This window comes from Paenarthrobacter sp. YJN-D, from assembly GCF_015040335.1.
Taxonomy (GTDB): Bacteria; Actinomycetota; Actinomycetes; order Actinomycetales; family Micrococcaceae; genus Arthrobacter; species Arthrobacter nicotinovorans.
In genome coordinates this window covers 1,058,319-1,083,342 of sequence record NZ_CP053549.1, presented here as the reverse complement: position 1 = coordinate 1,083,342, position 25,024 = coordinate 1,058,319, and the positions used below count along the sequence as shown (strand labels likewise).

General features: G+C 64.1%; 27 protein-coding genes. 10 read left to right on the top strand and 17 right to left on the bottom strand.

From position 1 onward, the window contains the following. Positions 1-114: 114 nt before the first annotated feature. The 5 genes from HMI60_RS05080 to disA all read left to right on the top strand — a co-directional run bounded on the left by HMI60_RS05080 (position 115) and on the right by disA (position 5,463). Positions 115-1,242, top strand: coding sequence for an aromatic acid exporter family protein (locus HMI60_RS05080; protein ID WP_018780125.1), 1,128 nt, complete (start codon positions 115-117; stop codon positions 1,240-1,242). A 53-nt stretch (positions 1,243-1,295) separates the two neighbouring features. After that, the gene (locus HMI60_RS05075; protein WP_193590669.1) at positions 1,296-2,021 is read left to right on the top strand and encodes a phosphatase PAP2 family protein; all 726 of its coding nucleotides are present in this window, start codon (positions 1,296-1,298) and stop codon (positions 2,019-2,021) included. Positions 2,022-2,031: 10 nt separating this feature from the next. Further along, positions 2,032-3,405, top strand: coding sequence for a DNA repair protein RadA (radA, locus tag HMI60_RS05070; protein ID WP_193590668.1), 1,374 nt, complete (start codon positions 2,032-2,034; stop codon positions 3,403-3,405). Between the two features lie 53 nt (positions 3,406-3,458). Continuing rightward, a complete protein-coding gene (locus HMI60_RS05065) occupies positions 3,459-4,082 on the top strand; it encodes a Pr6Pr family membrane protein (protein ID WP_039239196.1) in 624 nt (207 codons plus the stop codon). Positions 4,083-4,386: 304 nt separating this feature from the next. Next, the gene (gene disA / locus HMI60_RS05060; protein ID WP_018780121.1) at positions 4,387-5,463 is read left to right on the top strand and encodes a DNA integrity scanning diadenylate cyclase DisA; all 1,077 of its coding nucleotides are present in this window, start codon (positions 4,387-4,389) and stop codon (positions 5,461-5,463) included. A 35-nt stretch (positions 5,464-5,498) separates the two neighbouring features. Here the strand turns inward: disA and HMI60_RS05055 are convergent, their stop codons facing one another. After that, the gene (locus HMI60_RS05055; RefSeq protein ID WP_018780120.1) at positions 5,499-6,200 is read right to left on the bottom strand and encodes a hypothetical protein; all 702 of its coding nucleotides are present in this window, start codon (positions 6,198-6,200) and stop codon (positions 5,499-5,501) included. A gap of 126 nt (positions 6,201-6,326) precedes the next feature. On the opposite strand from HMI60_RS05055, the gene HMI60_RS05050 reads away from it, so the two are divergent. From HMI60_RS05050 to dctA, 3 genes are all read left to right on the top strand, one after another. Further along, positions 6,327-7,277, top strand: a complete 951-nt coding sequence (locus HMI60_RS05050) for an A/G-specific adenine glycosylase (RefSeq protein WP_227453653.1) — start codon at positions 6,327-6,329, stop codon at positions 7,275-7,277. 31 nt (positions 7,278-7,308) lie between these two features. Further along, positions 7,309-7,791 carry a hypothetical protein gene (locus HMI60_RS05045; RefSeq protein WP_039239190.1) on the top strand — a complete coding sequence of 161 codons (483 nt, stop codon included), beginning with the start codon at positions 7,309-7,311 and terminating at the stop codon, positions 7,789-7,791. A 158-nt stretch (positions 7,792-7,949) separates the two neighbouring features. Then, positions 7,950-9,335, top strand: coding sequence for a C4-dicarboxylate transporter DctA (gene dctA, locus HMI60_RS05040; RefSeq protein WP_018780117.1), 1,386 nt, complete (start codon positions 7,950-7,952; stop codon positions 9,333-9,335). On the opposite strand, the gene HMI60_RS05035 is transcribed toward dctA, so the two are convergent. Continuing rightward, complete coding sequence (locus HMI60_RS05035; protein ID WP_193590667.1) at positions 9,295-10,101, bottom strand: helix-turn-helix domain-containing protein; 807 nt, start codon at positions 10,099-10,101, stop codon at positions 9,295-9,297. The genes dctA and HMI60_RS05035 overlap by 41 nt on opposite strands. 267 nt (positions 10,102-10,368) lie before the next feature. Here HMI60_RS05035 and HMI60_RS05030 point away from each other — a divergent pair, with 267 nt between their 5' ends. Next, positions 10,369-11,094, top strand: coding sequence for a GAF and ANTAR domain-containing protein (locus HMI60_RS05030; RefSeq protein WP_193590666.1), 726 nt, complete (start codon positions 10,369-10,371; stop codon positions 11,092-11,094). Positions 11,095-11,124: 30 nt separating this feature from the next. Here the strand turns inward: HMI60_RS05030 and HMI60_RS05025 are convergent, their stop codons facing one another. Further along, the gene (locus HMI60_RS05025; RefSeq protein ID WP_018780114.1) at positions 11,125-11,325 is read right to left on the bottom strand and encodes a hypothetical protein; all 201 of its coding nucleotides are present in this window, start codon (positions 11,323-11,325) and stop codon (positions 11,125-11,127) included. Positions 11,326-11,445: 120 nt separating this feature from the next. Between HMI60_RS05025 and HMI60_RS05020 the strand changes: the two genes are divergently transcribed. Beyond that, positions 11,446-11,958, top strand: coding sequence for a glyoxalase/bleomycin resistance/extradiol dioxygenase family protein (locus HMI60_RS05020; RefSeq protein WP_193590665.1), 513 nt, complete (start codon positions 11,446-11,448; stop codon positions 11,956-11,958). Here the strand turns inward: HMI60_RS05020 and HMI60_RS05015 are convergent. The 14 genes from HMI60_RS05015 to HMI60_RS04950 all read right to left on the bottom strand — a co-directional run bounded on the left by HMI60_RS05015 (position 11,955) and on the right by HMI60_RS04950 (position 25,022). Then, entirely contained in the window at positions 11,955-12,314 is a 360-nt protein-coding gene (locus HMI60_RS05015) for a VOC family protein (RefSeq protein ID WP_193590664.1), read from the bottom strand. The two genes, HMI60_RS05020 and HMI60_RS05015, sit on opposite strands and share 4 nt — an antisense overlap. A gap of 2 nt (positions 12,315-12,316) precedes the next feature. Continuing rightward, positions 12,317-12,577: a DUF4235 domain-containing protein gene (locus tag HMI60_RS05010; protein WP_018780111.1), complete on the bottom strand. Its 261-nt coding sequence runs from the start codon at positions 12,575-12,577 to the stop codon at positions 12,317-12,319. A 91-nt stretch (positions 12,578-12,668) separates the two neighbouring features. Continuing rightward, positions 12,669-12,845 carry a CsbD family protein gene (locus HMI60_RS05005; RefSeq protein WP_018780110.1) on the bottom strand — a complete coding sequence of 59 codons (177 nt, stop codon included), beginning with the start codon at positions 12,843-12,845 and terminating at the stop codon, positions 12,669-12,671. A gap of 89 nt (positions 12,846-12,934) precedes the next feature. Further along, positions 12,935-13,636, bottom strand: a complete 702-nt coding sequence (gene dhaM / locus HMI60_RS05000; RefSeq protein WP_018780109.1) for a dihydroxyacetone kinase phosphoryl donor subunit DhaM — start codon at positions 13,634-13,636, stop codon at positions 12,935-12,937. Continuing rightward, positions 13,633-14,295, bottom strand: coding sequence for a dihydroxyacetone kinase subunit DhaL (gene dhaL / locus HMI60_RS04995; protein WP_193590663.1), 663 nt, complete (start codon positions 14,293-14,295; stop codon positions 13,633-13,635). Before dhaL ends, dhaM begins: the two co-directional genes overlap by 4 nt. A 2-nt stretch (positions 14,296-14,297) precedes the next feature. Further along, positions 14,298-15,299: a dihydroxyacetone kinase subunit DhaK gene (gene dhaK / locus HMI60_RS04990; RefSeq protein WP_018780107.1), complete on the bottom strand. Its 1,002-nt coding sequence runs from the start codon at positions 15,297-15,299 to the stop codon at positions 14,298-14,300. A 147-nt stretch (positions 15,300-15,446) separates the two neighbouring features. Beyond that, complete coding sequence (locus HMI60_RS04985) at positions 15,447-15,635, bottom strand: hypothetical protein (protein ID WP_018780106.1); 189 nt, start codon at positions 15,633-15,635, stop codon at positions 15,447-15,449. Between the two features lie 14 nt (positions 15,636-15,649). Further along, complete coding sequence (locus HMI60_RS04980; protein ID WP_193590662.1) at positions 15,650-17,095, bottom strand: FAD-binding oxidoreductase; 1,446 nt, start codon at positions 17,093-17,095, stop codon at positions 15,650-15,652. Between the two features lie 190 nt (positions 17,096-17,285). Beyond that, positions 17,286-17,795 carry an amino-acid N-acetyltransferase gene (locus HMI60_RS04975; RefSeq protein WP_018780104.1) on the bottom strand — a complete coding sequence of 170 codons (510 nt, stop codon included), beginning with the start codon at positions 17,793-17,795 and terminating at the stop codon, positions 17,286-17,288. Positions 17,796-18,068: 273 nt separating this feature from the next. Then, a complete protein-coding gene (locus HMI60_RS04970; RefSeq protein WP_193591127.1) occupies positions 18,069-20,171 on the bottom strand; it encodes an alpha/beta fold hydrolase in 2,103 nt (700 codons plus the stop codon). A gap of 84 nt (positions 20,172-20,255) precedes the next feature. After that, on the bottom strand, positions 20,256-21,464 hold the full coding sequence (locus HMI60_RS04965; RefSeq protein ID WP_193590661.1) for a glycosyltransferase: 1,209 nt from the start codon (positions 21,462-21,464) through the stop codon (positions 20,256-20,258). An 80-nt stretch (positions 21,465-21,544) separates the two neighbouring features. Continuing rightward, entirely contained in the window at positions 21,545-24,037 is a 2,493-nt protein-coding gene (locus HMI60_RS04960) for an ATP-dependent Clp protease ATP-binding subunit (RefSeq protein WP_018780101.1), read from the bottom strand. A 358-nt stretch (positions 24,038-24,395) separates the two neighbouring features. Next, positions 24,396-24,719, bottom strand: coding sequence for an Lsr2 family protein (locus HMI60_RS04955; protein WP_018780100.1), 324 nt, complete (start codon positions 24,717-24,719; stop codon positions 24,396-24,398). A 129-nt stretch (positions 24,720-24,848) separates the two neighbouring features. After that, positions 24,849-25,022 (bottom strand): hypothetical protein, encoded by a 174-nt coding sequence (locus tag HMI60_RS04950; RefSeq protein ID WP_018780099.1) that lies wholly within the window; start codon positions 25,020-25,022, stop codon positions 24,849-24,851. Positions 25,023-25,024: the final 2 nt, after the last annotated feature.

Below are 25,024 nucleotides of genomic sequence, written 5' to 3'. Positions count from 1 at the left end.
GAAGGTGAACGACGGCGGACCATTGGGTTATGTGGCGCGCGCCACCTTGAGTGGTTCCCCGGTTGCGCTCGTCGCTCCCCGGCAGATGGCGGGCGGGGAAATAGACTGAAGGACATGGCTGCCGCTAAGGGACTGAACGCAAGCAAGAGGTTTCTGCGGGCCAGAGTCAGGACCGGCCTGGTCCGGAGCCGGAACTCGTTGACGCCGGCCATCCAAATGACGGTTTGCGCGGTTGGCGCCTACGCTTTCGCCGAATACGTGTTGGGCCACCAGGGGCCTCTGTTCGCCGCAACGTCTTCCCTGATTGCCTTGGGTTTCTCACGCGATCCCAGGCTGCGCCGGGTGATAGAGGTAGGCCTGGGCTGCACACTGGGCATCGTGGTTGGTGATTTGCTGCTTCACTGGCTGGGCGCCGGGATCTGGCAGGCCGCCGTCGTACTTCTCTTCTCGATCCTGTTGGCCAGGTTCCTGGACAGCGGGACTATTTTCACCACCCAGCTGGGGCTGCAGTCGCTTCTGGTGGTGTTGCTTCCGGCGCCGGCCGGCGGGCCTTTTACGCGCAGCCTGGATGCCGTGGTGGGTGGCGTGTTTGCGCTGCTGGTGACCATCTTGGTGCCCAAGGATCCACGCCGGGAACCGCGGAAGGACATCCAGAAGATCCTGCACGAGCTCGCCGAGGTTCTTCGTGAGTGTGCCACGGCCATGATCGAAAGCGACTCCACCACTGCCTGGCACGCCCTGATCCGTGGCCGCAACTGCCAGCCTTTAGTGGACCGGATGCGGCAAACGCTGCGCGCTTCCGGTGAGGTGGCGACGCTGGCCCCGGCGCATCGCCGGCACCGCGATGAACTCGCCGGCCTGGAGCATTCGCTGGAGTACATCGACCTCGCACTGCGCAACAGCCGGGTGTTCGCACGCCGCCTCACCAGTGCCATCAACCACGCGGCTTTGTCCGACGAGGCGATCGAGAGCATCTCGGAGGTCCTGCAGGAAACTGCGGCCGCCATCGACGAAATGACCATCGGGTTGTCCGAGCAGAGCGAAGGTACGCGCAGGGTGCATCTGCGGCGGGCCAGGAACGACCTCTCGGACATCGCCGCCCGGCTGCACCCGAAGATGCTTGACGTCCAGCGGCTTGAAGGCGAAACCGTGGTGATGCTGTTCCGGCCGCTCATGGTGGACCTGCTGGAGGCCAGCGGGATGGAACCTGAGGAAGCCCGGGCGGTACTGCCCGCGCTGTAGCTTTCGCCCGGCGTTCCCAGCCAAGTCCCATTTACGCTGTGGATAATGGGCCGATGCTTTCTGCACCTTCTGCGCGTCTGGCCCTGCGCCCAAAACCTGCCCCTGCCCTTCGGGTGCGGCAGCGGGTCCTGTTCCTGTGGGCGGGCGGGTTGTTTGTTGCCGGGGACGTGGTCTTCTGGTTGATGTTCGCTTCCGTGTTGTCCTCGAGCGGCCTGGCGACGCTCGACGGAGCCGTTCACTCGGTGGTTGTCGATTCCCGCAACGCTTTGGCAACGGCCTTCCTGGCCGGCGTCTCGGAAGCCACCTCACCCACCATGATGTCCATCATCGGCGGCCTGGTCGCCGTGGCATGGGCCGTATGGAAGAAGGAACTGTGGCGTCCGGCCATCCTGATGGGCGCGATGGTGCTTTCCGTGGTGCTCGCGGCGGTCATCAAGCTGGACGTTTCCCGGTCGCGGCCGTCGTCGTCGGACTTCCTCCTGGGTCCCGATGACGCCCTGTCCTTCCCCTCCGGCCACACGCTCGGCGCCGCCGTCTTCACGCTTGTCCTGGCCTACTTGCTGGTGTCCCGTTCAGGAACACGCACGACGGCGGTGGCCGCCTACGCAGGGGCCGCCCTGCTGACGCTGCTGGTCGCCTACAGCCGGCTCTACCTTGGCTACCACTGGCTCACCGACGTGGTGGCGTCGATGGGTGTGGCACTGGGCGTGTTTGGCCTGGCAGTGTTCGTTGACGCGGTGCGCTACGGACGGGCTAATACTGTCAGTCCCCACGACTAGTCTGGAACGCATGGCTTCAAAGACATCGCGCGCATCCAAGACACCCGCCTACAAGTGCGCAGAATGCGGCTGGACAGCCATCAAGTGGGTGGGGCGCTGCGGTGAGTGCCAGGCCTGGGGAACCGTCGAGGAATACGGCGCCACTGTTGCGCGCACGACGGCGGCCGCCACCGTTTTGGAGCCGGCCCGCCGCATCGCCGAGGTCGACGGGACTACCGCCGCGTTCCTGCCCACCGGCGTGGACGAACTGGACCGCGTCCTGGGAGGCGGGCTTGTTCCCGGTGCCGTCATCCTGCTCGCCGGGGAACCCGGCGTCGGGAAATCCACTCTGCTGCTGGACGTCGCGGCCAAGTTCGCGCGGACCGGGCAGGACGTCCTTTACATCACGGGCGAGGAGTCGGCAGCCCAGGTGAAGCTGCGCGCTGAGCGGATCGACGCCGTCGCCCACACCCTTTACTTGTCAGCGGAGACCGACCTGGGGCAGGCGCTGGGCCAGGTGGAGAAGCTAGAGCCCAAGCTGCTGATTGTTGACTCCGTGCAAACGTTGAGCAGCGCGGATGTGGAGGGCGGCGCCGGCGGTGTTTCGCAGGTACGCGAGGTTGCGGCCTCCATCATTGCCGCGGCCAAAAAGCGCAACATGACCACCTTGCTGGTGGGCCACGTGACCAAGGAAGGCACCATCGCCGGTCCGCGTTTGCTGGAGCACCTGGTGGACGTCGTGTGCCAGTTCGAAGGCGAGCGCCATTCGCGTCTCCGCCTGCTGCGGGCCGTCAAGAACCGGTACGGCGCCACGGACGATGTCGGGTGTTTCGACCTCAACGAAACAGGCATCGAAGGACTGGCTGATCCCAGCGGACTGTTCGTTTCACGCACCCGTGAGCCGGTGTCCGGGACGTGCATCACGGTCACCATGGAAGGCCGCCGGCCTTTGCTCGCCGAGGTCCAGTCGCTCCTTGCCGAGAGCCCCAACTCCCAACCACGCCGCGCCACCAGCGGCCTGGAAAGCTCCCGCGTGGCAATGCTGCTGGCAGTCCTGCAGCAACGTGCGGGCTGCATGCTCCATAAGGACGATTCCTACGTGGCAACGGTGGGCGGCGTGAAACTTACGGAGCCCGCCACGGACCTGGCGGTGGCGCTGGCCGTTGCGTCGGCAAAGTCGCGGAAGGCCCTCCCCCAGCGGCTCATTGCGTTCGGCGAAGTGGGCCTGGCGGGCGAGGTCCGCCCTGTTCCCGGGATCAACCAGCGCATCCAGGAGGCCCACCGGCTCGGGTTCACCCACGCGATCGTTCCGGCGAGTCCTGCCGGGGCCGGGGTCATCCCGGATGGCTTCTCCGTGCGCGAGGTGGGGCACCTTGCAGAGGCACTGGAACTGCTGATCACTTAACACTTTCGGGGTGTCGGGCCACCCACCGACTTCCTTTGGGCAAGGATTGGCCCATGACCAAGAGAAATGTGCTTGTCGGGGGACGCTTCTTCTTTGGCCTTTTGACCTTGATAGCGGTGGGTACACAGCTGACGGTTCATTTGGGCATGGGCTACGACCTCTGGAACTTCTTCAGCTACTTCACCAATCTGTCCAACATCTTTGCTGCGTTGGTGCTCCTCATCAGCGGCTACCGGGTCCTGATCCGGAAACGCCCCTCGGAGGCCGACGACGTGACCCGCGGGACCGCCACCATCGCCATGGCGGTGGTGGGGCTGGTGTTCGGTGCCCTGCTTGCCGGCGAGGACCTCGGGTCCCTGCTCCCGTGGGTGAACTTCGTGGTCCACTACCTGATGCCTGTGGTGATGGTGGCGGATTGGCTGTTCCAGCCGCCCCGGACCACCCTCAAGCCCAAGCACATCTGGTATTGGCTTCTCTACCCCATCGGTTACCTGGTCTACAGCCTGATCCGGGGAGCCTTTGTGAACTGGTATCCCTACTGGTTCATCGACCCGGCGCGTGCTGGTGGCTGGACGGGTGTGGTGGTCTTCGCTCTGGCCATATCAGTCGGCTTCCTCGTAGTGAGCCTTGCGATGCTGTGGCTGGGAAACAAGCTCAAGCGGCAGGTTGAATACTGAGACCCATGGATGCACGGGCAGCTTCGGTCTCAGCCGGGCAATAAATACACCAACTTGTTATATGAGCCCACGTCAACGGGCCTCGTTCGTAAAGTGCGCCTGCCGGGCGTCGTCGAAAACCCGCCTCCGGAGCACTGCCGAACATAACGAAATGGCCCACTTTGGGGCTTGCTGGTGCGGTTAAGGGTGCGATGAAGCCCTATCATTGAGCTTGTCGTCACAAGGCCATTTTTCGGATGCGCCAACTGACACCGCATTCAGCATGTCTGCGAGCCATGGGCTTGCACCTTCGAAGGGAAACCCTATGGCCCGGAGCCCGGAAGAGTCGCTCAAGGCGACCCTGGCCAGAGTCGCACCCGGAACTCCGTTGCGTGACGGCCTGGAGCGCATCCTCCGAGGGCGCACAGGCGCTTTGATCGTGCTGGGATATGACCGCACCATCGATTCCATCTGCTCGGGTGGATTCGACATCGGCATCGATTTCTCCCCCACACGGCTTCGCGAGCTGGCAAAGATGGATGGGGCCATCATCTGCGACAAGGACGCCAGCAACATCGTCCGCGCCGCCGTGCAACTGGTCCCGGACTCGAGCATCGAAACCCAGGAATCCGGTACCCGGCACCGCACGGCCGAACGCGTCGCGATTCAAACAGGTGTTCCCGTCATCTCGGTGAGTCAATCCATGCAGATCATCGCGTTGTACGTGAACGGCCTGCGCCACGTCCTGGAAGGGTCGGAGAAGGTCCTGGCCCGCGCCAACCAGGCACTGGCGACCCTGGAGCGTTACAGCGCCAGGTTGGACCAGGTCACCAGTTCGCTTTCAGCCTTGGAGATCGAGGCTTTGGTCACGGTCAGGGACGTTGCCGTGACCCTGCAGCGCCAGGAAATGGTCCGGCGCATCTCTGAGGAAATTGCCCAGTACGTCCTGGAACTTGGCGAAGACGGCCGCTTGTTGTCCCTGCAGGTTGAGGAACTCACTGTGGGCCGCGGACCTGGCAGTGAAGTGATCATCCGGGATTACTCGGACCCCAACACCACACCCGAGGAGATTGAGGAAGCCGTGCAGGCGCTGCTCAACCTCGGACCCACGGAATTGATCGACCTCAGCCGCATCGCCCACATCATCGGGTTTGCCGGTGGCGTTGAGCAGTTGGACGCGGTGGTCCAGCCGCGCGGCTACCGTTTGCTGTCCGGTTTGAAGTCCGTGCCCAAGGCTGTCGCCGACCGTCTGGTGGACTACTTCGGCGGGCTGCAGAACCTGATGGCCGCCACTATTGACGATCTCATGACCGTGGACGGCATCGGCGATCAGCGTGCCCGTACGGTCCGCGAGGGTTTGAGCCGCATGGCCGAGGCGAGCCTGCTGGACCGGTTCCTCTAAGCCGCCGGCCGCCGTCGGACGCTTTCCGGCGGGTGTCAGTTCAGCTGGAAAACCGCTTTGGGACTGGCCTTGTTTCCCAGCCGCGCCTCAAATGTGTAGTAGGCGCCCCCGGCGCCGGGTTTGGCGTCGATCACGCCGCAGCCTTCCAGCGACCTGTTCCGCTGCCAGGGGAAGTTCGCAGTCTCGCTCTTGCCCGGTTGGATGGTCTTCACCAGGTCCTCCCCGCCGGTCTGGCAGTCCTTGGAGGAGAAAATGCGGTCGGATCCGCTCATCACCACGTATTCCATCTGGGACGTGCCCACGTTGACTTCGCAAGGTGCAGTGCCGCCGTTGGTGATTGTCATGGTGAGCAGCGGCTTTTCTTCCGCACCGTAGGCGGGCTTGTCGGTTTTCGCGGCGACGGTCATCAGGTTAAAGTCGCATACGGGACTGGGCGAAGCCGACGGCGACGGCGTCGTGGACGCTGCGCTCCCCTGCGTAGGCGCTTGCGCGGGTTCGGAGGTGGACACCGCTTGCGGCTCAGGACTCCCGGCGAAAGTCCCGGCAACAGCCAGCACCCCCACAACCACCAGGGCGATCACCAGCAGCAGGCCGCCGAAAACAACCTGCCGACGACGGCGGTACACGGCAGGGCTGGGCCGCCTCTTTTTCGCCGGGGTTCCGGAGGAGCCGCGGGCAGCACCCTTCGCCGGCGCTGTTGAGCGCGCGGTCGACTGCTGCTTACCGTTGGAGGCCATGCTTCTAGGCTAGGCTCGCGGTTGTCAGGGCACCTAACCTACACGCCGCAGGGCAGCAATCCGGGGCTGTGTGACGTCGGCCATGGGCGGGTGCGCGCGGTCGTTTCCACTACAGTGGATGGCAGTATGACACTTCCCGATTCCGTCCAGCTCGCCGGCCTCCACGACGCCCTGGACCAGTGGTTTTCCCGGACAGCCAGGGACCTCCCATGGCGCGAGCCCGACTGCAGCCCCTGGGGCATTCTGGTCAGCGAAGTCATGCTCCAGCAAACCCCCGTGGTCCGGGTCCTGCCCGTGTGGCTCGACTGGATGGAGCGCTGGCCCACACCCGCCCGGTTGGCCGCGGAGCCCTCCGGTGAGGCGGTCCGCCACTGGGGGCGCCTGGGTTATCCGCGCCGTGCGCTCCGGCTGCACGCTGCCGCCGTCGCCATCCGCGAGCAGCACGACGGCAGGGTTCCCGATACTTATCCGGAGCTCCTGGGGCTGCCGGGTGTTGGCAGCTACACAGCTGCCGCCGTCGCCGCTTTTGCCTTCGAGCGGCGGGAGACCGTGGTGGACACCAACATCCGCCGCGTCCACGCACGGCTGATCTCGGGGAATGCCCTGCCGGCGCCTGCGCTCACTGCGGCGGAAATGCGCCTCGCGGACTCGCTCCTCCCCGACGACCAGGCCATGTCCGTCCGCTGGAACGCCTCCGTCATGGAGTTGGGAGCGATGGTCTGCACGGCCCGCAATCCCAAATGCGCGGACTGTCCCGTCCGCTCCAGCTGCGCGTGGCTCGCGGCCGGTGAGCCGCCGCCGTCGTATACGCCCAAGGGGCAGTCCTGGCACGGCACCGACCGCCAGGTTCGCGGCGCCGTGATGGCCGTCCTGCGCGAAGCGTCACACCCCGTTCCGCGCGACATGTTTGAGCGGGCGCCCGCGGACCTTGGATTCGAGGCCTCGGGCATCGGCATTCCGCTGGCCGCCCTGCACCGGCTGAACTCGGCACCTGAGCAGCTTGAGCGGGCACTGGACGGGCTGTTGGCCGACGGCCTGGCGGAGATGCACGACGACGGCTTGCGGCTTCCGGCGTAGCGGTGCGGCCACCGCCGTCCTACTCTGAAGCATGGGGAAGATCGGAGTGGCTTTCACGCTGGCGGGGGCCGTGGCCCTGCTGACCGGCTGCGTTGCCGAGCCGGTCGCCTGCCCGGCGATTGGCCATGTGGCGGGAGTGTCCCTCACTGTGGTTGCCGAGTACGCGGACCAGGTCGGCTCCCTGCGGCTGAAGGCCTGCCAGGACGCCGCGTGCACGGAGAAGGACATCATGCTGAACCCAGGCGCCGTGACAGCGGACGAAAGCTGCACGCCGGACGGGGTGTGCTCGGCTACCTCATCTCCGGATGGCACCCTGCAGGGCTTCCTCGAGTTGCCGGCCCTGAGTGAGTCTCCCCTCGAAGTGACGGTGAACGGCACTTCCAAGACCGGCGCCCCGCTGCCCACCCGCACACTGGAGTTCACACCGAAGGGCGACTACCCGTACGGCGAGAAGTGCGGAAGGGTCATTGCGGCCGGCGTGTGGCTGGATGCGGCGGGGCTGCGGCAGCGCTGAGTCGGATTCAAATTGGGTTTCCGCATTGTGGAAACTTGCTTCCGATATTAAACATAGCGGGACCTTGGAATTAGCATCCCGGAAACAAGCCTTCCATAGCGTCTTATGTGATCCCGGACCGTGACCTTGCGCGGCCGTTTGCATAGATAGGCGCCATTGTGAAGATTCCAACATCCGCCACGGCTGTGAGCCCCGCGGCAAAGAAGCCCTTGTACAAATCCTTGTTCTTCCAGATCCTGGTGGCCGTGGTGTTGGGGATCGCCATCGGCTATCTCTGGCCGGACCTTGGTTCCGCTCTCCGCCCACTGGGCGACGGCTTCATCCAGCTCATCAAAATGATCATCGCCCCGCTGATTTTCCTGGTTATCGTCACAGGTATCTCCGCTGTGGGTGACGTGAAAGCCGTGGGCCGGGTAGGAGTGAAAGCGCTGATCTACTTCACTGCCGCCACGCTGTTCGCGCTGGCATTCGGCCTTGTAGTAGCCAACATCGTGCAGCCGGGTGCGGGCCTGAACATCGATCCCGCCACCTTGTCAGCGGATGCGGTGAACGCCAAGACCACCGCTGCTCCGCCCAAAGACGCGGGCCAATTCCTGCTCGGAATCATCCCCACCAGCGTGGTCGGGGCGTTCGCGTCCAACTCCTTGCTTCAGGTCCTGTGCTTCGCTGTGTTCTTTGGCGCCGCCATCGTGGTTGTCGGGCGCGAGAAGTGCAAGCCCGTCGTCGATGTCATGGAGACCACCCTGGAGCTCTTCTTCAAGATCATGGGCTGGGTCATGCGGGTTGCGCCAGTGGGGGCTTTCGGTGCCATGGCCTTCATCATCGGCCAGTACGGTCTCAGCTCGCTCAGTACCTACGCCCTGCTGATTGCGGCTTGCTATGGCTCAGCCGTGGTCTTCATAGCCTTGCTGTTCGTCGTCGCCTGGGTCTACCCTCGCGTCCCGCTGTGGCAGTTCATCAAGTACACCCGCGAAGAGTTCCTGCTGGCCCTGGGTACGGCCTCCACCGAATCGGTGCTGCCCCGCATCATGACCAAGCTGACCAACGCCGGCTGCTCCCGGGCGACTACAGGCCTGGTGGTTCCCACCGGATACTCCTTCAACCTCGACGGCGCCGCGCTCTACCTCTCAATCTCCCTCCTGTTCCTGGCGCAGGCCTTCGGACACAATCTGGACCTCGGGCAGCAGCTGGCCGCCCTCGGCATCCTGATGCTCACGTCCAAAGGCATGGCCGGCGTTCCCGGATCGGCCTTCCTGGCCCTCTCCGCGACGGCAGGCGCCCTGGGGATCTTCCCGGTAGCGGGAGTGGCCCTGCTTCTGGGTGCCGACCGGCTGATGGACTCCATGCGCGTCGTGGTCAACCTCCTAGGCAATTGTGTTGCCACGTTCGTCGTCTCCAAGTGGGAGGGGCAGTTCGATCGCGAGGCCATGCTGGCGGCATTCCGCGGCGAAACAACCAATACAGAGGTCAGTGAAGCCGCCGCTGAACCTTCCGTCCCGGCACTCACGACTCCCCGGCTGACCTCCGATACGTACTCGGCGTAAAGCCCAGATATTTCCGGAAGTCGTTCGTCAGGTGCGCATGGTCTGCGTAACCAAGTTCGACGGCGATCGCCGCAAGGTCCGCTGTTGGATCGGACCTTGCGCGCTCGGCGGCATCCTGCAGCCTGCGACGCCGGATAAGGGCCGAGGGGCTCAGGCCAACGTACTTCCTGGCAAGTCTTTGCAGGGTCCTCGGCGATACTGCCAGGCGGCGTGCTGCATCCTCAATCAGGAGCACGTCCGGTTCGGATGCGATGATGTCCACCATCCGGTTGGCGAGCAACGCCTCGTCGGACGGGACCACGTCCCGGGAAGCCAGCCAGCGAGCGAAAGCAGCCGCCGCACGCTCACGGCGGGCGCCGCCGTCGGGCTGAGCCTTTCCGGTAGGCGGCTCCATCGCTGCTGAGACAGCGGAGACAAGATCTTCCAGTGGCAAGGCCACTTCCTGGTCGCGCAAAGTCCCGGGATCGTCGGTGAAGAGCGGGACCGCAGCCGGGCGGAGCAGGGCGCCAACGGCCCAACCCTTGCCGGTGAGGTCCCGGAATGCCGCCCGGGTGGTGGGACCCGAAAACCCCGCAGCTCCGCTTTGCACCACCAGATTGGAGGCGGGGTAGGCGATCAGGTGCTGCCGGGAGGACCGGCCGGGCTCGATATCCCATTCGGGGATCCAGAACCACTGCACCAGATGGGACACCGCCTCGGGCGCTGGAACGCGATGGAAGGTGGGCAACCGCGCCGGATAGAGGACGCCCTTGAAGGAGCTCTCCACAGGACCTCCGTTCGGTGTGCTGCCGTCAGCGACGAATATACCGCCCCCGGCTGCCGACTGCAGGGGCCACCAGTGGTACTGCCATGGTGGAGCGCCAGAGTCCCGTCCCTCAAGACTGGAATTGCTGCTAGATTATTGCCGGAACTTTGGTACCAAGCGGCGGCCTGGGTGCTTTGCATCCCACGACTCTCCCGCACCGGAGTGTCCCGGGCTTCAGCGGGGAGGCCCCTGGTGCTTTGTTCTTGTTTGCGAAGGGCGGGTGGTTTTGTGCGTTCCGGGACCGCGGAGGACTGGTCGGATGACGCCAACAAGCTGGCTGATCTGATTGCCAGTGCCGAAGACATCAGGGCGTTCCTGAACGGGCTTACTGAACTGGGCGCGGCGGTAGCGTCCCGGTCCACAGGAACGGCAATTGAGTGTGCGGTGACGTTGGGTCGACGCAAACGTACTGCGACGATTGGAGGCAGCAGCGAACAGGCGATGCTGCTGGACCGGATCGAGCAGTCGCTGGAGCAAGGTCCCTGCATCGACGCCCTGGAGAGCGGGCGCCCCGTCCTTCTCGATGACGCGTTGTCCTCGCCGCAGTGGGACAAATACTGCCAGGAGCTGGCCGCCGTCGGAATGCGGAGCACTCTTGGCGTGCCGATGGAGCTGGAGCATGACTCTGCAGCTGTCCTGAACTTCTTTGCTCCCAAGCCCGGAACATTTACCCGCGAGGCCGTTGCTGACACGCTGACCTTCGCGGGAATCGCAGGCAAGGCCTTGCGGGTAGCAATCCGGATAACCACCCTGAACGAAACAGCGGAGAACCTTGACGCCGCCATGGAAACCCGGTCGGTCATCGACACTGCCAGCGGTGTGATTATTTCGCAGAACAGGTGCACCCCGGATGAAGCATTCCAGATCCTGAAGAAGGCCTCCAACGACCGGAACCAAAAACTGCATGAATTGGCCCGGGCCCTTGTCAACGGCGTCTCCGGCCGTCGACCATAGCCAGGACTGGACCCGCCGTGCACGGCGTCCTCAGCCGCCCTGCAGCCTCTCCGTGGCCCATCCAAGAAGAGTGAGCTCGAAGGCGGGAGGCCTGAGGGCTTCATGCACGTAGGCATCCAGCTCCAGGAGATCCGCGCTTCCACCTTCTGCCCAATACCGGATCCATAACCGCTCAATCGTCACGATATCCAGCTCAAGAAGATTCCGAGCTGATTGCCGTGGATCGTTCATCACTGTTCCCCCTAGGTCCGCGCGTATCGATCGTCGGTTCCGTCCTGCCGGCACCCGCAGGCGTGAAGCTGTCGCGAATCTGCAAGCGTCTCTGCCCGGCTGGCGCGTAGCGTCGTAGCCATGACCGACACAACAAGCACAGAACCAGCTACCGCAGCCAACGGCCATTACACCACCCATGGCGTACCCAACGGCCTGACCAGCCTCACGCCGTTCCTGGCCGTAACCAACGCGAGGGAAGCCATACGGTTCTATCGCGATGTCTTCGGAGCCCGTGTGGTGGGCGAGACGGAGATGGGTGGTGTTGTTGTCCACGCGGAGTTGGACTTCGGCCACGGCCATCTCCAACTCGGCGAGCCAAACCCCGACTACCACTTGGTACCGGCTCCGAATGGCGAGGACGATTGCTACTCCCTGGGCCTGTACTGCGCCGACGCGGACGGCCTGGTCAGAAAGGCCGAGCAAGCGGGCGCAACCGTCCGGGAACCGCTGGCCACCTTTCCTTCAGGTGACCGGTACGCCAGCATCCGGGACCCCTTCGGCGTTCGCTGGTCCATCATGACCCGTGTTGAGGACCTCTCCGAGGAGGAGAGCAACCGCCGGGTAGAGCAGTGGGCGGCCCGGCAGGGTTAGCTAAGGCAGAGGCAGAACGGGTGTCCGGCCGGGTCAAGGAGCACCCGGAATGTTTCCCCTGGCTGGTGATCCGCCTTGCTGGCACCGAGGGAGAGTGCAACTTCCTCGCTCTTGTCCAGGTCCTCCACAATCATGTCCAGGTGCATTTGCTGCGGGATGGTCTGACCGGGCCACACGGGAGCCTGGTACACGTCCACCTGCTGGAAAGAGATGCAGTTGCTGCCGTCACTTGGCCGGATATCGAACCACCCGCCCTTGTCCTCGACTTCCCAGCCGAAGAGTTCGGCGTAGAAGGCAGCCAGTGCGGCCGCATCGGGACAATCGATGACAACACTCGGGAATTTAGCTATAGCCATGGTTAAACCTCGTCAGCTGTCTTTTTCATGCGGGCCAGGGCACTCTTCGTGCCCCGTTGGGTGAGGACGTGGACAACTGCGCCAACGCCGGCGGACACAATGGCGAACACCAGGACGCCAGGCAAAGAGTCATTGAGGTCCGTGCCGTCCTTGGGCGCGGGCTTGCCGGTTTTCTTCTCCCAGAGGCCTTCCAGCGTCTTGTTGGCGAGCGCGCCAGCGCCCAGGCTCACGGCGAGTCCAAACAGCTTTACCAGTATGTTCACGAAGATCCTCCATCAAGTCAGCTCACTGCCGGAGCAGTATCTCGCACAACAAGACGGGGCCGCTGCAACAGCAGCGGCCCCGTCCACATTCCTAGTCCTTCTTGAAGGCGTCTTTCACCTTTTCGCCGGCACCCTTGAGGTCTGCCTTGACCTGGTCGCCTTTGCCTTCAGCTTCGAGGCCCTTGTCGTCAGTCAGCTTGCCGGCAGCTTCCTTGGCCTTGCCGCCGAGCTTCTCGCCGGCATTTTCCATCTTGTCGTCTGCACCCATGTCGCACCTCTTTCGTCGTAGGAACCTTGTACCTCTACAACATCACTAATCAGCATACTTAGCAATATTTGGCGGAAAATCCGCGCAAACTAAAGCTCACCGAAGCCCTCTTTCACCAGGCGGCCCACGTACTCGACCGCCTTCGAAGCATCCTTCCCCCGGGCTTCTACGTGGAGGCTGGAGCCCTGCCCCGCCGCGAGCGCCATGAGCGCCATGATGGACATGCCGTCAGCGCCGTTCACCGTCACCTCGGCGTCCAGCCCGGACAGTCCGCCTGCAATCTTTGCCGCCGGACGCGCGTGCATTCCCAGGGGGTTGATGAGTTCGAAGTCGCCGGTTGCATCCGGGTCGCCCAGGCCGCTGGCTTCGGCCGGCCCGTCGCGCCGGTCCGGCCCAGCCCCGCCGCCGCCGAAGCTGACCGCCTCGGCGGCCTTGCGCACATCGTCGACGCCGGCACCTCCTTGCGCAGCGACTGCAGCCGCCACGAGCCCTTCCACCAGCGGCGCATCCGCCAGCTGGACAGCGTCCGGATTGCTGGCGAACTCCATTGCCGACTCAGCCGTCATTACCGCCGAACCGAGGTCCGTCAGCACCACCACACCGTCACCACCGGAATCCACCAGGGACTGTTCGACGGCGGCCAGCACCTTCTCCAGGCTGGTCCCGATCCGGTCGTCGTCAGTGCCCCCGGCGGCGGCGAGCTCGACGTCGGGCGCCATCTGGGCGGCGAGTTCAACGGCCCCTTCAGCGATCTTGCTGCTGTGCGAAACAACCACGATCCCAACCGTCATCCGTCACCTGCTCCCGCGCCGTCGACTGGACCGGCCGCTGCTTCAGCGGCTGCCCGCAGCAGCAGCGCGGTTGACGCCGCGCCGGGATCACGATGACCGGCACTGCGGTCGCCCAGGTAGCTTGCCCGGCCTTTACGCGCCACCAGAGGGTCCGTTGCCTTGGCCCCGGCCTCCGCTGCGTCCGCGGCAGCTTCCAGCACAGCCAATGCTTCCAGGCCGCTGGCCGCAGCGTTACTTGCTGCCTCCACGGCAGGAGTCCAGGCATCGATCATTGTCTTGTCGCCAACTTCTGCCTTGCCGCGTGCCACGATGCCATCCCGCGCAGCGATGAGGGCCGCTGCGAGCGCGTCGGGATCGACGTCGGTGGCCTCACCCAGCGAGGTGGCCGCACGCAGGTACGCGGTGCCATAGAGCGGGCCGGCAGCACCGCCCACCTTGGACATGAGAGCCATGGCCGCAGCCTTCAACGCAGCTCCGGCGGTTTCGGGCGGGCTTTCATCGAGCTTCTGCAGCACGGCTTGGAAGCCGCGGTCCATGTTTTCGCCATGATCCGAATCGCCAATGGGCCGGTCCAGCTCAATCAGCTCCACCCTGTGCTCCGCCATCGCTTTCGCGGACAGCCTCAACCATTCCTGCGCCCATTTGACGTCAAGGCCCATGCTCAGGCTCCCCATCGCAGGGCGGCGGTGTGAACAGGGGCGTCCCAGAGCCTGGTCATTTCATCGTCAAGGCGCAGCACCGAGACGGAACAGCCCTGCATTTCCAGGGACGTCACATAGTTGCCCACCAAGGAGCGCTCCACGGTGGCACCACGCTCGGCGAGGACGTGCGCCGCCCGCCGGTAGACGATGTACAACTCACTCAGCGGCGTCCCGCCCATGCCGTTGACGAACAACAACACCTTGTCGCCGGAGGCCAGGGAAAGGTCCTCCAACACAGGTTCAAGCAAGCGGTCCGTGATGGCGTCGGCGCTTTCCATGGCGATCCTGTGCCGGCCGGGCTCCCCGTGGATGCCGATGCCGATCTCGATCTCGTCATCGGCCAGTTCGAAGCTCGGCGTTCCCGCGTGGGGCACCGTGCAACCGGACAGGGCGACGCCCATGGTACGGACGTTGGCAACGACACGTTCGGCGATGGCCGTCACGGCGTCGAGGTCGTCTCCGCGTTGCGCGGAAGCTCCCGCGATCTTCTCCACCAGGACGGTTCCGCCAACACCGCGGCGCCCGGCCGTGTACAGCGAGTCCTCCACGGCAACGTCGTCGTTGACCAGCACCGACCGGACGCGCACACCTTCGGCCTGCGCCATTTCGGCTGCGGTTTCAAAGTTCAGGACGTCACCGGTGTAGTTCTTCACGATATGCACGACGCCGGCACCCGAGTCGACGGCGACGGTCGCCGGAATGATCTGGTCCGGTGTTGGTGAGGTGAAGACAGCGCCGGGGACAGCGGCGTCGAGCATGCCGAGTCCGACGAAGCCTGCGTGGAGGGGCTCGTGGCCGCTGCCACCGCCGGAGACGAGGGCAACTTTGCCCGCAACCGGTGCACCTTTCCGGACGACGAACTTGGGGTCGGGGTGGACGTCCACGATGTCGGCATGCGCCATGCCGAACCCGTCAACGGACTCGTCCACCACGGCGCGTGGATCATTGATGAGCTTTTTCATTGGATGCTCCTGGCGTGCTGTGGCTGGTGCTCTGACCCTACTACCGGCAGCCGGGGCCCCGGTAGGCCTTACCGGGTGGGAAACAGTACTTAAATAGCGGCAGGAACAGCCCTGATAGCTGTCCCTGCCGCTGTCGATGACGAGCCCCTAGTCCTTGGTGGGCGGAGCCGTCACTCCGTCCGCCTCCGGCCTGGGATTGAACTCGGGCCAGAACGCCGAGTAGAGGTCCGGGTCCGAATTCCTGTCGCCGGTCCAGTGGACTTCATGCGGCCACGGCCCGTGGGGGAGGTCGATCTGGAAGGCGGAGAAATCCGGGAACGTGACCCTATGGTCCATTGTCCGCATCCCCTTCAGCTGTTCAGAACGGCGTCGCCGCCGGTGGCAACGTCTTCCAGCAGGACGGTCTGGTCGATGACCGGCAGCCCTACGACGTGCCCAAAGCTGAACATGTTGTGCGGATCCAATTCGGCCTTGGCCTTGCGGAGACGCTCACGGACGCTTGGTCCCCACGGACGCTCCCTGTCCTCGGCGTCCACGAAGTGTCCGTGCAGGTTGACGAACGTCCCGCCGCTGGAGGCGTCGCGCAGGTCCTCGCGAACGGCGTCGAACACGCCCGGAAGCAGCTCCGCCACAGGCGGGACAGCCATGCCCGCCATGAAGAAACTGAACGCGGCGTCGCGGGCTCCCACCATGTCTTCCCCGTCAGCGCAGACAGCCAAAGCCCCACCCAGGAGCCGGATTTCGGCCATCAGCACGGGACTTGGGACGTCGGGACCGAAGTGCCGCAGGATGGCATCCTTGGCGCCCTGGTCCAGTCGGTCCAGCAGGAAGCCCCGTTCCCGCACGGGCACTGGCTGCTCCGGATCCTGATGGACCATGTCCATTTGGGTGGATTCCAGGGGGCCCGTTCCGTCCATCATGAACGGAGCGCTCTTGCGCATTGGCTCCAGGAGCTGCGTGGCCACAGCGGCATCGCCTTGGTAGGCGTAGCGAAGGTGCACGACGAACTTGCCGCGCAGGGGCTCGGGGACGATGTCCATATCCGGCAGCCGCAGGAACGCCAACGACGCCGATGCTTCCGGTGGCAGCTCCGGTACCCATTCGCTGAACTGCTGCAAGACAGCGGCTGCATGGGCGCCGTCGTAGTAGAGGCCGCCGGCAAAGAGGTCCGAACTTGGGAACAAATGGAATTCCATGGCAGTGACGATGCCGAGATTCCCTTTGCCTCCGCGCAAGAGGTAGAAGAGTTCGGAGTTCTCGTCCTTGGTCACCCTGCGCTGGGTGCCATCGGCGGTGACGAGCTCAAAGGCAATGACGTGGTCCGAGGCGAAACCGTACTTGCGGCCGAGGATCGGCAAGCCGCCGCCCAGCGTGTAACCCACCACGCCGACGTCGGTGGTGGAACCGCAGAGTCCCATCAATCCGAAGGTCGCGGCGTGGTCCACCACCGCCCTCCAGCGGACGCCCGCACCCACGCGGGCCGTCTTCTCGATGGGATCGATGCTGAGTTCCAGCATGCGGCGGGTGCTGATCAGCAGCCCGCCTTCAATGGCGTTGGTTGCGCCGTGCCCGGTGGACTGTACGGAAACGGGCATTCTGCGTTCTGCAGCCCAACGGACCGCCGCCGCAACGTCCTCTGCGTCGAGGGCGCCGAAGGCAAGATCCGGTTGGTGCTGGGTGGACAAATTAAAGGCCGCTACTTCTGCGGCGAAGCCGGGATCGGCAGGCGTGAACACTGGACCGCGCACGCTGAGTTGGAGTTCTGAAACATCTGAAAAGGACGCGTGGGACTGCATGATCTTCTCTCAAATTGACCGAGTGGTGGAAGCTTCCCCAGCAAGCCTTGACCAGTTTATCCATCAACTGGATATATGAGAAGAGTTAATAAATCACCCATAATCGGGCAGGGTTGATCGCACGCCAAGTTGCGTGGATTTTTTTGTGGATCTTTTCGCCTGGATTTTTTCGGGAAGTGCCCCGTACGCCCTAAAGCTGCTTGATCATGCGGGTGTTGCCCAGGGTATTGGGCTTGACCCGGGCGAGGTCCAGGAATTCTGCCACACCTTCGTCATGCGAGCGCAGCAACTCGGAGTAGACCTGCGGGTCAACGGCCGACTGGTCCGCCATGACTTCGAATCCATGGCGCTTGAAGAAGTCCACTTCAAAGGTCAGGCAGAACACCCGGCTGACACCCAGCGCCTTCGCCTCTTCCAGCAGGTTCTCCACCAGCACATGACCCACGCCGCGGCCACGCCAGGAGTCAGCTGCGGCCAGAGTGCGGATCTCTGCCAGATCCTCCCACATCACGTGCAGGGCTCCGCAGCCGATGACCTCGCCGGCATCGGACTCGGCAATCCGGAATTCCTGGAGACTCTCGTAGTAAGCCACAGTCTCCTTGGCCATCAGGATCCGCTCCTCGGCCAAGGGTGCCACCAACCTCTTGATGGCTGCCACATCGCTGGTGCGGGCAGGGCGAAGGCTGAAGGACGAATTCACTCCCCCATCCTAACGAGGTGCGCGGAAGTGGGAGCTTCGTGACCACAAACGTGGGCGCCGCGGTCCTGCGCCAAGACTTATTGGCCTAAGAGTTGGTACGACAGCAATCCTCTTACGCACGGAATCGGCTTCCAGTCCGCAAAGTTCATCCAACGCCAGGCCACGGCCGCAAGCGCATCTGGCAGCACGGCGGAATACTGGAGATTCCCGACGCCTATGCCCCCGGCATCCGGCGGTTGCGCGGAAGCTGATCCGTCAAGCTGCCGGCCTGCATCAGACCCCCAGCTCCTCCGGCAGCGCAACGTCCTCACCCAGCACCTGCTTGGCCAGGAAGTGTTCCACCACGCCGTACCAGACCTTCGCGTGCTGCGGCTGCAGCACCCAGTGGTTTTCGTCCGGGAAGTACAGGAAGCGGTGCGGGCTCTGGCCATTCTCATCAGCGGGCAGCTGGGAGGAGGACAGGAGCTCGTACCAAAGACGCAGGCCTTCACCGATCGGCACCCGGTAATCCTTGTCTCCATGGATCACCAGCATGGGCGTTTTGATGTTGCCCACGTTCAGGTGCGGGGAATTGGCCATGGCCATCTCCACGGTCATTTCCTTCAGCCAGTACTGGGCCGCATCGGTGGTGGGGCCGAACTGGTCCAGCGCCCACAGGCTGGCGTGGGTGACGATCGCCTTGAACCGATCCGTCTGGCCGGCCACCCAGTTGGCCATGTAGCCGCCGAACGAGCCGCCCATGGCCGCAGTCCTTGTTTCGTCAATGTCCTGCCTGGCCACCACTGCGTCAGTGATGGCCATCAGGTCCGTGAAGGGCTTCTTTCCCCATTCACCCCAGCCGCGCTGGATGAATTCCTGCCCGTAGCCCGTGGACAGGGCGGGATCCGGCAGCAGGACGGCGTAGCCCTTGGCAACCAACAGCCACGGGTTCCAGCGCCAGGTCCAGGCGTTCCACGAGCCCAGGGGGCCGCCATGGATCCAAAGGAGCAGCGGTGCGGGGCTGTCTGCGGAGGCCTTGTCCGGGAGCGCCAGATAAGCGGGCACGCGTGAGCCGTCTTCCGCCGTCGTCTCCACACGCTCCAGCCTGCCCTTGTAGGCGGGACGTTCCGCCGGCGCCGGCAGCCGGACCACTTCTCCGGTGGCGAGGTCGATCCGCACGGCCTCGGGCGGGAACCCGTACGAGCTGCGCAACGCATACGCTGTGGTTCCGTCGGGTGAAACCACGACGTCGGTGTACGCCGCACCGTCCTTCGTCACCTGGGTAACGCCACCGTCGGCGACGTTGATCCTGAAAATCGGCGACGCGCCGTCGTCGTCCGCTTTGGCAAGGATGGCAGAGCCGTCCGGCAGCCAGGCGAGCGCAGTTGCCCATCGGTCCCACTGGTGGGCGAGGGGCTCCAGATCACTGGTTTCTCCGCCCGCAACGTTCAGCAGGTGAAGCTTTACCTGGGGCGCCTGGGTGGGCGTCGTGTCGCTTTCGCTCTCCACCACCAGCGTGCGGTTGTCCGGGCCGACCGGCCCAGGGAAGTAGCTCATGCCCTCATGGTCCAGCAGCACCTTGATGGCGCCCGTGGCGACGTCGACGGCGGCGAGCACCTCGCGGCTGTCTGCTTTCGCAAGCGCTTTGGTCATGCTTGTGTAGATGGTCTTGCCGTCGGGACTCACCACGGTTTTGGCCTCACGCAGCGAACCGCCGACACCGGGCGTCAAGTTGCGAAGCGTGAGCGGCGCGCTGGCATCCACGGTGGAAGGTTTGCCGGGCTCCTTCGCCTCGCCCGGCTCCACGGCGAAGAGCCGCGGCTCTGCGGGACCGAGGTCAGCATCCCAGTAGCGTACGGGGTAGCCCGTGTGCAGAATGGCGGAAACTTTTTTATCCTTGCGGGCCTTGCGGCGTTCTTCGTCGTTGTCCTCGTCCGTGGAACCGGCCAGGACCTCGGCATTGACGAAGGTCGCGTCTGCGTCCTTCGCGGCCATGACGGAACTGATCCCGCCGGCCCGGGAGTGCACCACGCGGGCTTCTCCTCCGTCCGCGGGGAGCAGCCATAGTGCGTTGACGGGGTCGGCGTCCGGGCTTTCCGGATCCGGGCGCGCCGAGGTGAAGTACAGGTCGCCATTGGCGGCGAAGACGGCGCCGGCCTCACCTTTGGCGCTTCGGGTGATGCGGCGTGCGTGGTTCCGGCCGCTGGGGTCGAGCTCCCAGAGGGCCGTAGCGAATTCTGTCGCCTTGCCGTTCAGCGTCGTCACGGTGGTGACAAGGCGCTTGCCGTCCGGGCTTAGGGTGAGGCCGGCAACCCGTGGAATGGAGAGGTAGTGGTCCAGATCGTGGAACGGTGTTTCGGGCTGTTCGCCCGAGGCATGAGTGTCAGCAGAGTCCATGCTCTGATTCAACACGAAATGTGCTCCTGATCACACATGTTTTCACTCAGAGTGAAACAGTACTTTCAGATATTCCCCAAGGTCTCAGAGGCGCCGCAAAGCCTCGACTACTGCGACGGTTCCATCTTCGGTAGCTATGCGCGCCGCGAGTTCCTCCGCCCGCTGTGCATACGACGGGGTGTTCACGGCTAGATTGATGGCCTCTCCGAGCCGTTCTGCAGTGAGCTTCTTGTACGGGATTGGCCCGGGTCCGGCACCGAGGGCGGCCACCCGGGAAGCCCAGAGAGGCTGGTCCGTGTAAACGGGCACGCCCACGGTCGGCATACCGGCACGCAAGCCGGCGGCGGTGGTTCCCGCCCCTGCGTGATGAACCACGGCAGCCATGCGCGGGAACAACCACTCATGCGGAACACTTCCGATGCCGATCGCGTCCGGACCCAGGGAACCCTCCACACCCTGCACCACAGCCCTCACCCCGGCGCGGCGCGTGGCTTCGAGGATGAACTCCGGGTCAATGCGTGCACTGCTGCCAAAGCCCACGAAAACAGGCGGCGGACCGTCGGCCAGGAAATCCACCAGGCCAGCAGGCGGTTGCCAATCCTGTTTGACGGCGGGCCACCAATACCCGGCCATCACCAAGCCGGAATGCCAATCGGCGGGCCTCGGGAGAACGGTCGGGCTGACGCCGTGCAGGACAGTGGCCGACGCCTTCCTCCGCCTCCGCTCTCCGGCCGCACGGCTTTCCTTTTTCAGCCCCAGCGCCTTTCGAAGGCGGGCGCTGGGGGCGTCATAGGGCGCCGGGCCAGCGGATGCGCGCTCACCAATGATCCTGTTCCCCAGCGAACCAAGACTGCGTGCCGAGTTCATCAGCACAGGCGGATAGGCGGCGCTTGGTTCGGTCGGCTGCAGGTGTGCCCCGAGGGCGGGAATGCCGAATGCCTCCGCAACGTCATACGCGTAGGGCGCCACCGAATTGGCCAGAATCACGTCGGCCCCAGCCTCGGCCGCCGCGAGAGTGCCGGTGGCGGCATCGTCCATGTACTCCCGGAGGTTTCTCCAGAAATCGAGCACGCTTGCACCCGGGGCCTTTGCCCCCGGGGTCGGGTGCCTGATCAAAGCCGCCAGGTCACCGGGCAGGAGCCTGAATTCGCACCCCGAATCCACCACCAAAGGCGCATAGGCAGGGTTGGCCGCAATCGCAACCTCGAAGCCCAGGCCCTGCAAGCGGCTACCTAGCCCGGCCATGGGGGCAACGTCACCCCGCGTGCCCGGAGCCACCATCAAAACGCGCATGAATTCCTTTCTCGGATTGCACAAAGCCCCGCCTGCTCCTTGCGGAGCGGGCGGGGCTTTGTGCTGTGAGGCTATGTGCCTTACGCGGTGGGAGCGATCTCCGGGATGCGCGGCTTGGCGTTCCCTTCGAACGTGAACTTGGCGTCGTCACCTTCGCCATCCACATCCACCACGACGATGTCGCCGGAGTGGATCTCACCGAACAGGATCTTCTCGGACAGCTGGTCCTCGATCTCGCGCTGGATGGTCCGGCGCAGCGGTCGGGCACCCATGGCGGGATCGTAACCACGCGTGGCCAAAAGTACCTTGGCTGCGGGCGTGAGCTCGATGCCCATGTCCTTGTCCTTGAGGCGGCGCTCCAGGCGGGTGACGAACAGGTCCACGATCTCGATGATCTCGTCCTGGGTCAGCTGCGGGAACACCACGACGTCGTCAACGCGGTTGAGGAACTCGGGGCGGAAGTGCTGCTTGAGCTCTTCCGTGACCCGGGCACGCATCCGGTTGTAGCCCGTCTGGGTGTCCGTGCCGGACTGGAAGCCCGTGGCCACGCTCTTGGAGATGTCGCGGGTACCAAGGTTGGTGGTCATGATGATCACGGTGTTCTTGAAGTCCACCACGCGGCCCTGGGAGTCGGTCAAGCGGCCGTCTTCCAGAATCTGCAGCAGGGAGTTGAAAAGGTCCGCGTGGGCCTTCTCTACTTCATCGAACAGGACCACGGAGAACGGACGCCTGCGGACCTTCTCGGTGAGCTGGCCGCCTTCTTCGTAGCCGACGTAGCCCGGAGGAGCACCGAAGAGACGCGAAACCGTGTGCTTCTCGGAGTACTCGGACATGTCCAGCGTGATGAGGGCGTCCTCTTCACCGAACAGGAACTCGGCAAGAGCCTTGGCGAGTTCGGTCTTTCCGACGCCGGTCGGGCCGGCGAAGATGAACGAGCCACCGGGACGCTTGGGGTCCTTCAGGCCTGCACGGGTGCGGCGGATGGCCTGCGACAGAGCCTTGATGGCCTCGTCCTGGCCGACGACGCGCTTGTGCAGTTCGTCTTCCATCTTGAGCAGTCGAGAGGACTCTTCCTCGGTGAGCTTGAAGACAGGGATGCCGGTGGAGTTCGCAAGAACTTCGGCAATCAGGTCTTCGTCAACCTCGGAAATGTCGTCCATGCCGCCGGACTTCCAGTTGCGTTCCTTCTCCGCGCGCTCGGCAATGAGCTTCTGCTCCTTGTCGCGCAGTGAGGCAGCACCCTCAAAGTCCTGGGCGTCGATGGCGGATTCCTTCTCCATCTTCACTTCGGCAATGCGCTCGTCCATGGCCTTGAGCTCCGGCGGAGCCGTCATCCGACGGATGCGAAGGCGTGCACCGGCTTCATCGATAAGGTCGATCGCCTTGTCCGGCAGGAAGCGGTCCGAAATGTAGCGTTCGGCCAGCTGCGCGGCTGAGGCGAGGGCGCCGTCGGTGATCGTGACGCGGTGGTGTGCCTCGTAACGGTCGCGAAGGCCCTTGAGGATCTCGATCGCGTGCGCGACTGAGGGTTCCTTGACCTGGATCGGCTGGAAGCGGCGCTCAAGAGCGGCGTCCTTCTCGATGTGCTTGCGGTACTCGTCCAGGGTGGTGGCACCAATGGTCTGGAGTTCGCCACGGGCAAGCATCGGCTTCAGGATGGACGCAGCATCAATGGCGCCTTCGGCAGCACCTGCACCAACGAGGGTGTGGATCTCGTCGATGAACAGGATGATGTCGCCGCGGGTGCGGATTTCCTTGAGGACCTTCTTCAGGCGCTCTTCGAAGTCACCGCGGTAGCGGGAGCCGGCAACCAGTGAGCCAAGGTCCAGCGTGTAGAGCTGCTTGTCCTTGATGGTCTCCGGGACATCGCCGCGGACAATCGCCTGGGCGAGGCCTTCGACGACGGCGGTCTTGCCGACGCCCGGCTCACCGATCAGCACGGGGTTGTTCTTGGTGCGGCGGGAGAGGACCTGCATGACGCGTTCCATCTCCTGCTCGCGGCCGATCACAGGATCGAGCTTGTTTTCGCGGGCAGCCTGCGTCAGGTTGCGGCCGAACTGGTCCAGCACCACTGAGCCGGCGGGGGTACCTTCGGGCTGGCCCTGACCGGAGCCGCTGCCTGCGGTCTCCTTGCCCTGGTAGCCGGAGAGCAGCTGGATGACCTGCTGGCGGACCCGGTTGAGGTCTGCACCAAGCTTGACCAGCACCTGTGCGGCAACGCCTTCGCCTTCGCGAATGAGGCCGAGCAGGATGTGCTCAGTACCGATGTAGTTGTGGCCGAGCTGCAGTGCCTCGCGGAGCGAAAGCTCAAGCACCTTCTTGGCGCGCGGCGTGAAGGGGATGTGACCGGACGGGGCCTGCTGGCCCTGGCCGATGATCTCCTGCACCTGCTCGCGAACGCCATCGAGCGAAATGCTCAGGGACTCGAGCGCCTTGGCTGCAACGCCTTCACCCTCGTGGATCAGACCCAAGAGGATGTGCTCGGTACCGATGTAATTGTGGTTGAGCATCCGTGCCTCTTCTTGGGCAAGGACGACCACGCGACGGGCACGGTCCGTAAATCTCTCAAACATTTCGCCACACTCCTAGCTACGACGTACTTTGATGCTACGTGCCCGGGCAACACTTTTGGAGCGTGTTCGCCACAGGGGAAACATGACGTCGTTGCGGAATAAATCCAGTTAGCAGCCTTGACCGGAAGCGCCGGCGGTGACACCCTGCCGCCCTGCCCGCAGGAGGAACCCGGGCTGTGGGTTTTCGGACCCGGGCCCCTTGGAATCGCGGTGAATCAAAAATGGGCTCTAAGGAGCCTTTCCACCCGGGCAGGGGATTCACAGAATATTCCCAGCCATGGGCTCGCCGGAGCCTAAACAAACCCCGCTTAAACAACGAATGCCCCGGCAGCATCTGCCGGGGCATTGAAGTGATGAATCAGGAATTGGCCTTTTGGTAAGCTTCCTGAATTTCTGCCTGAATACGACCACGGCTGTTGACCGTGTAACCGTTGTCACGGGCCCATTGCCGGATCTGCGCGGAATCCTGGTTACGGGCTGCAGTAGCGCGGCCCCGCGTTGCACGACCGGAAGTCTTCCGGGCCTTGGCTACGTATGGTTCCAGGGCCTTCCGGAGGGAAGCTGCGTTAGCGGTGGACAGGTCCATCTCGTAGCTCACGCCGTCCAGGCCAAAGCGGACAGTTTCGTCCGCGGCCCCTTCATCCAGGTCATCGACGAGGATGATTTTTACTTTCTGTGCCATGAGTTGCCTCTCATTCGGAGGGTTGGATAATCAGAAATTCCCCGGGTTTCTTTCTTGATTATCTGTCACGGCAAGCATGCACGTCAAAGCACAATTGGATTCCTCCGTTAGCGGAAGCCAATTGCGGGCTTATTTAGCCGCTGGACCTTCCGGAGCCGGACCCTGATTTCTCAAATTGGCCTCCTCCTGCGCGCGGGCTTCCGCTTGGCGCTCGGATTTATCCGCGTTGAAGATCGACTTCATGGCGAACCAGAAAATCAAACCGACCACCACGGACGGCGCCAGGACTGCGATGTACTCCATGA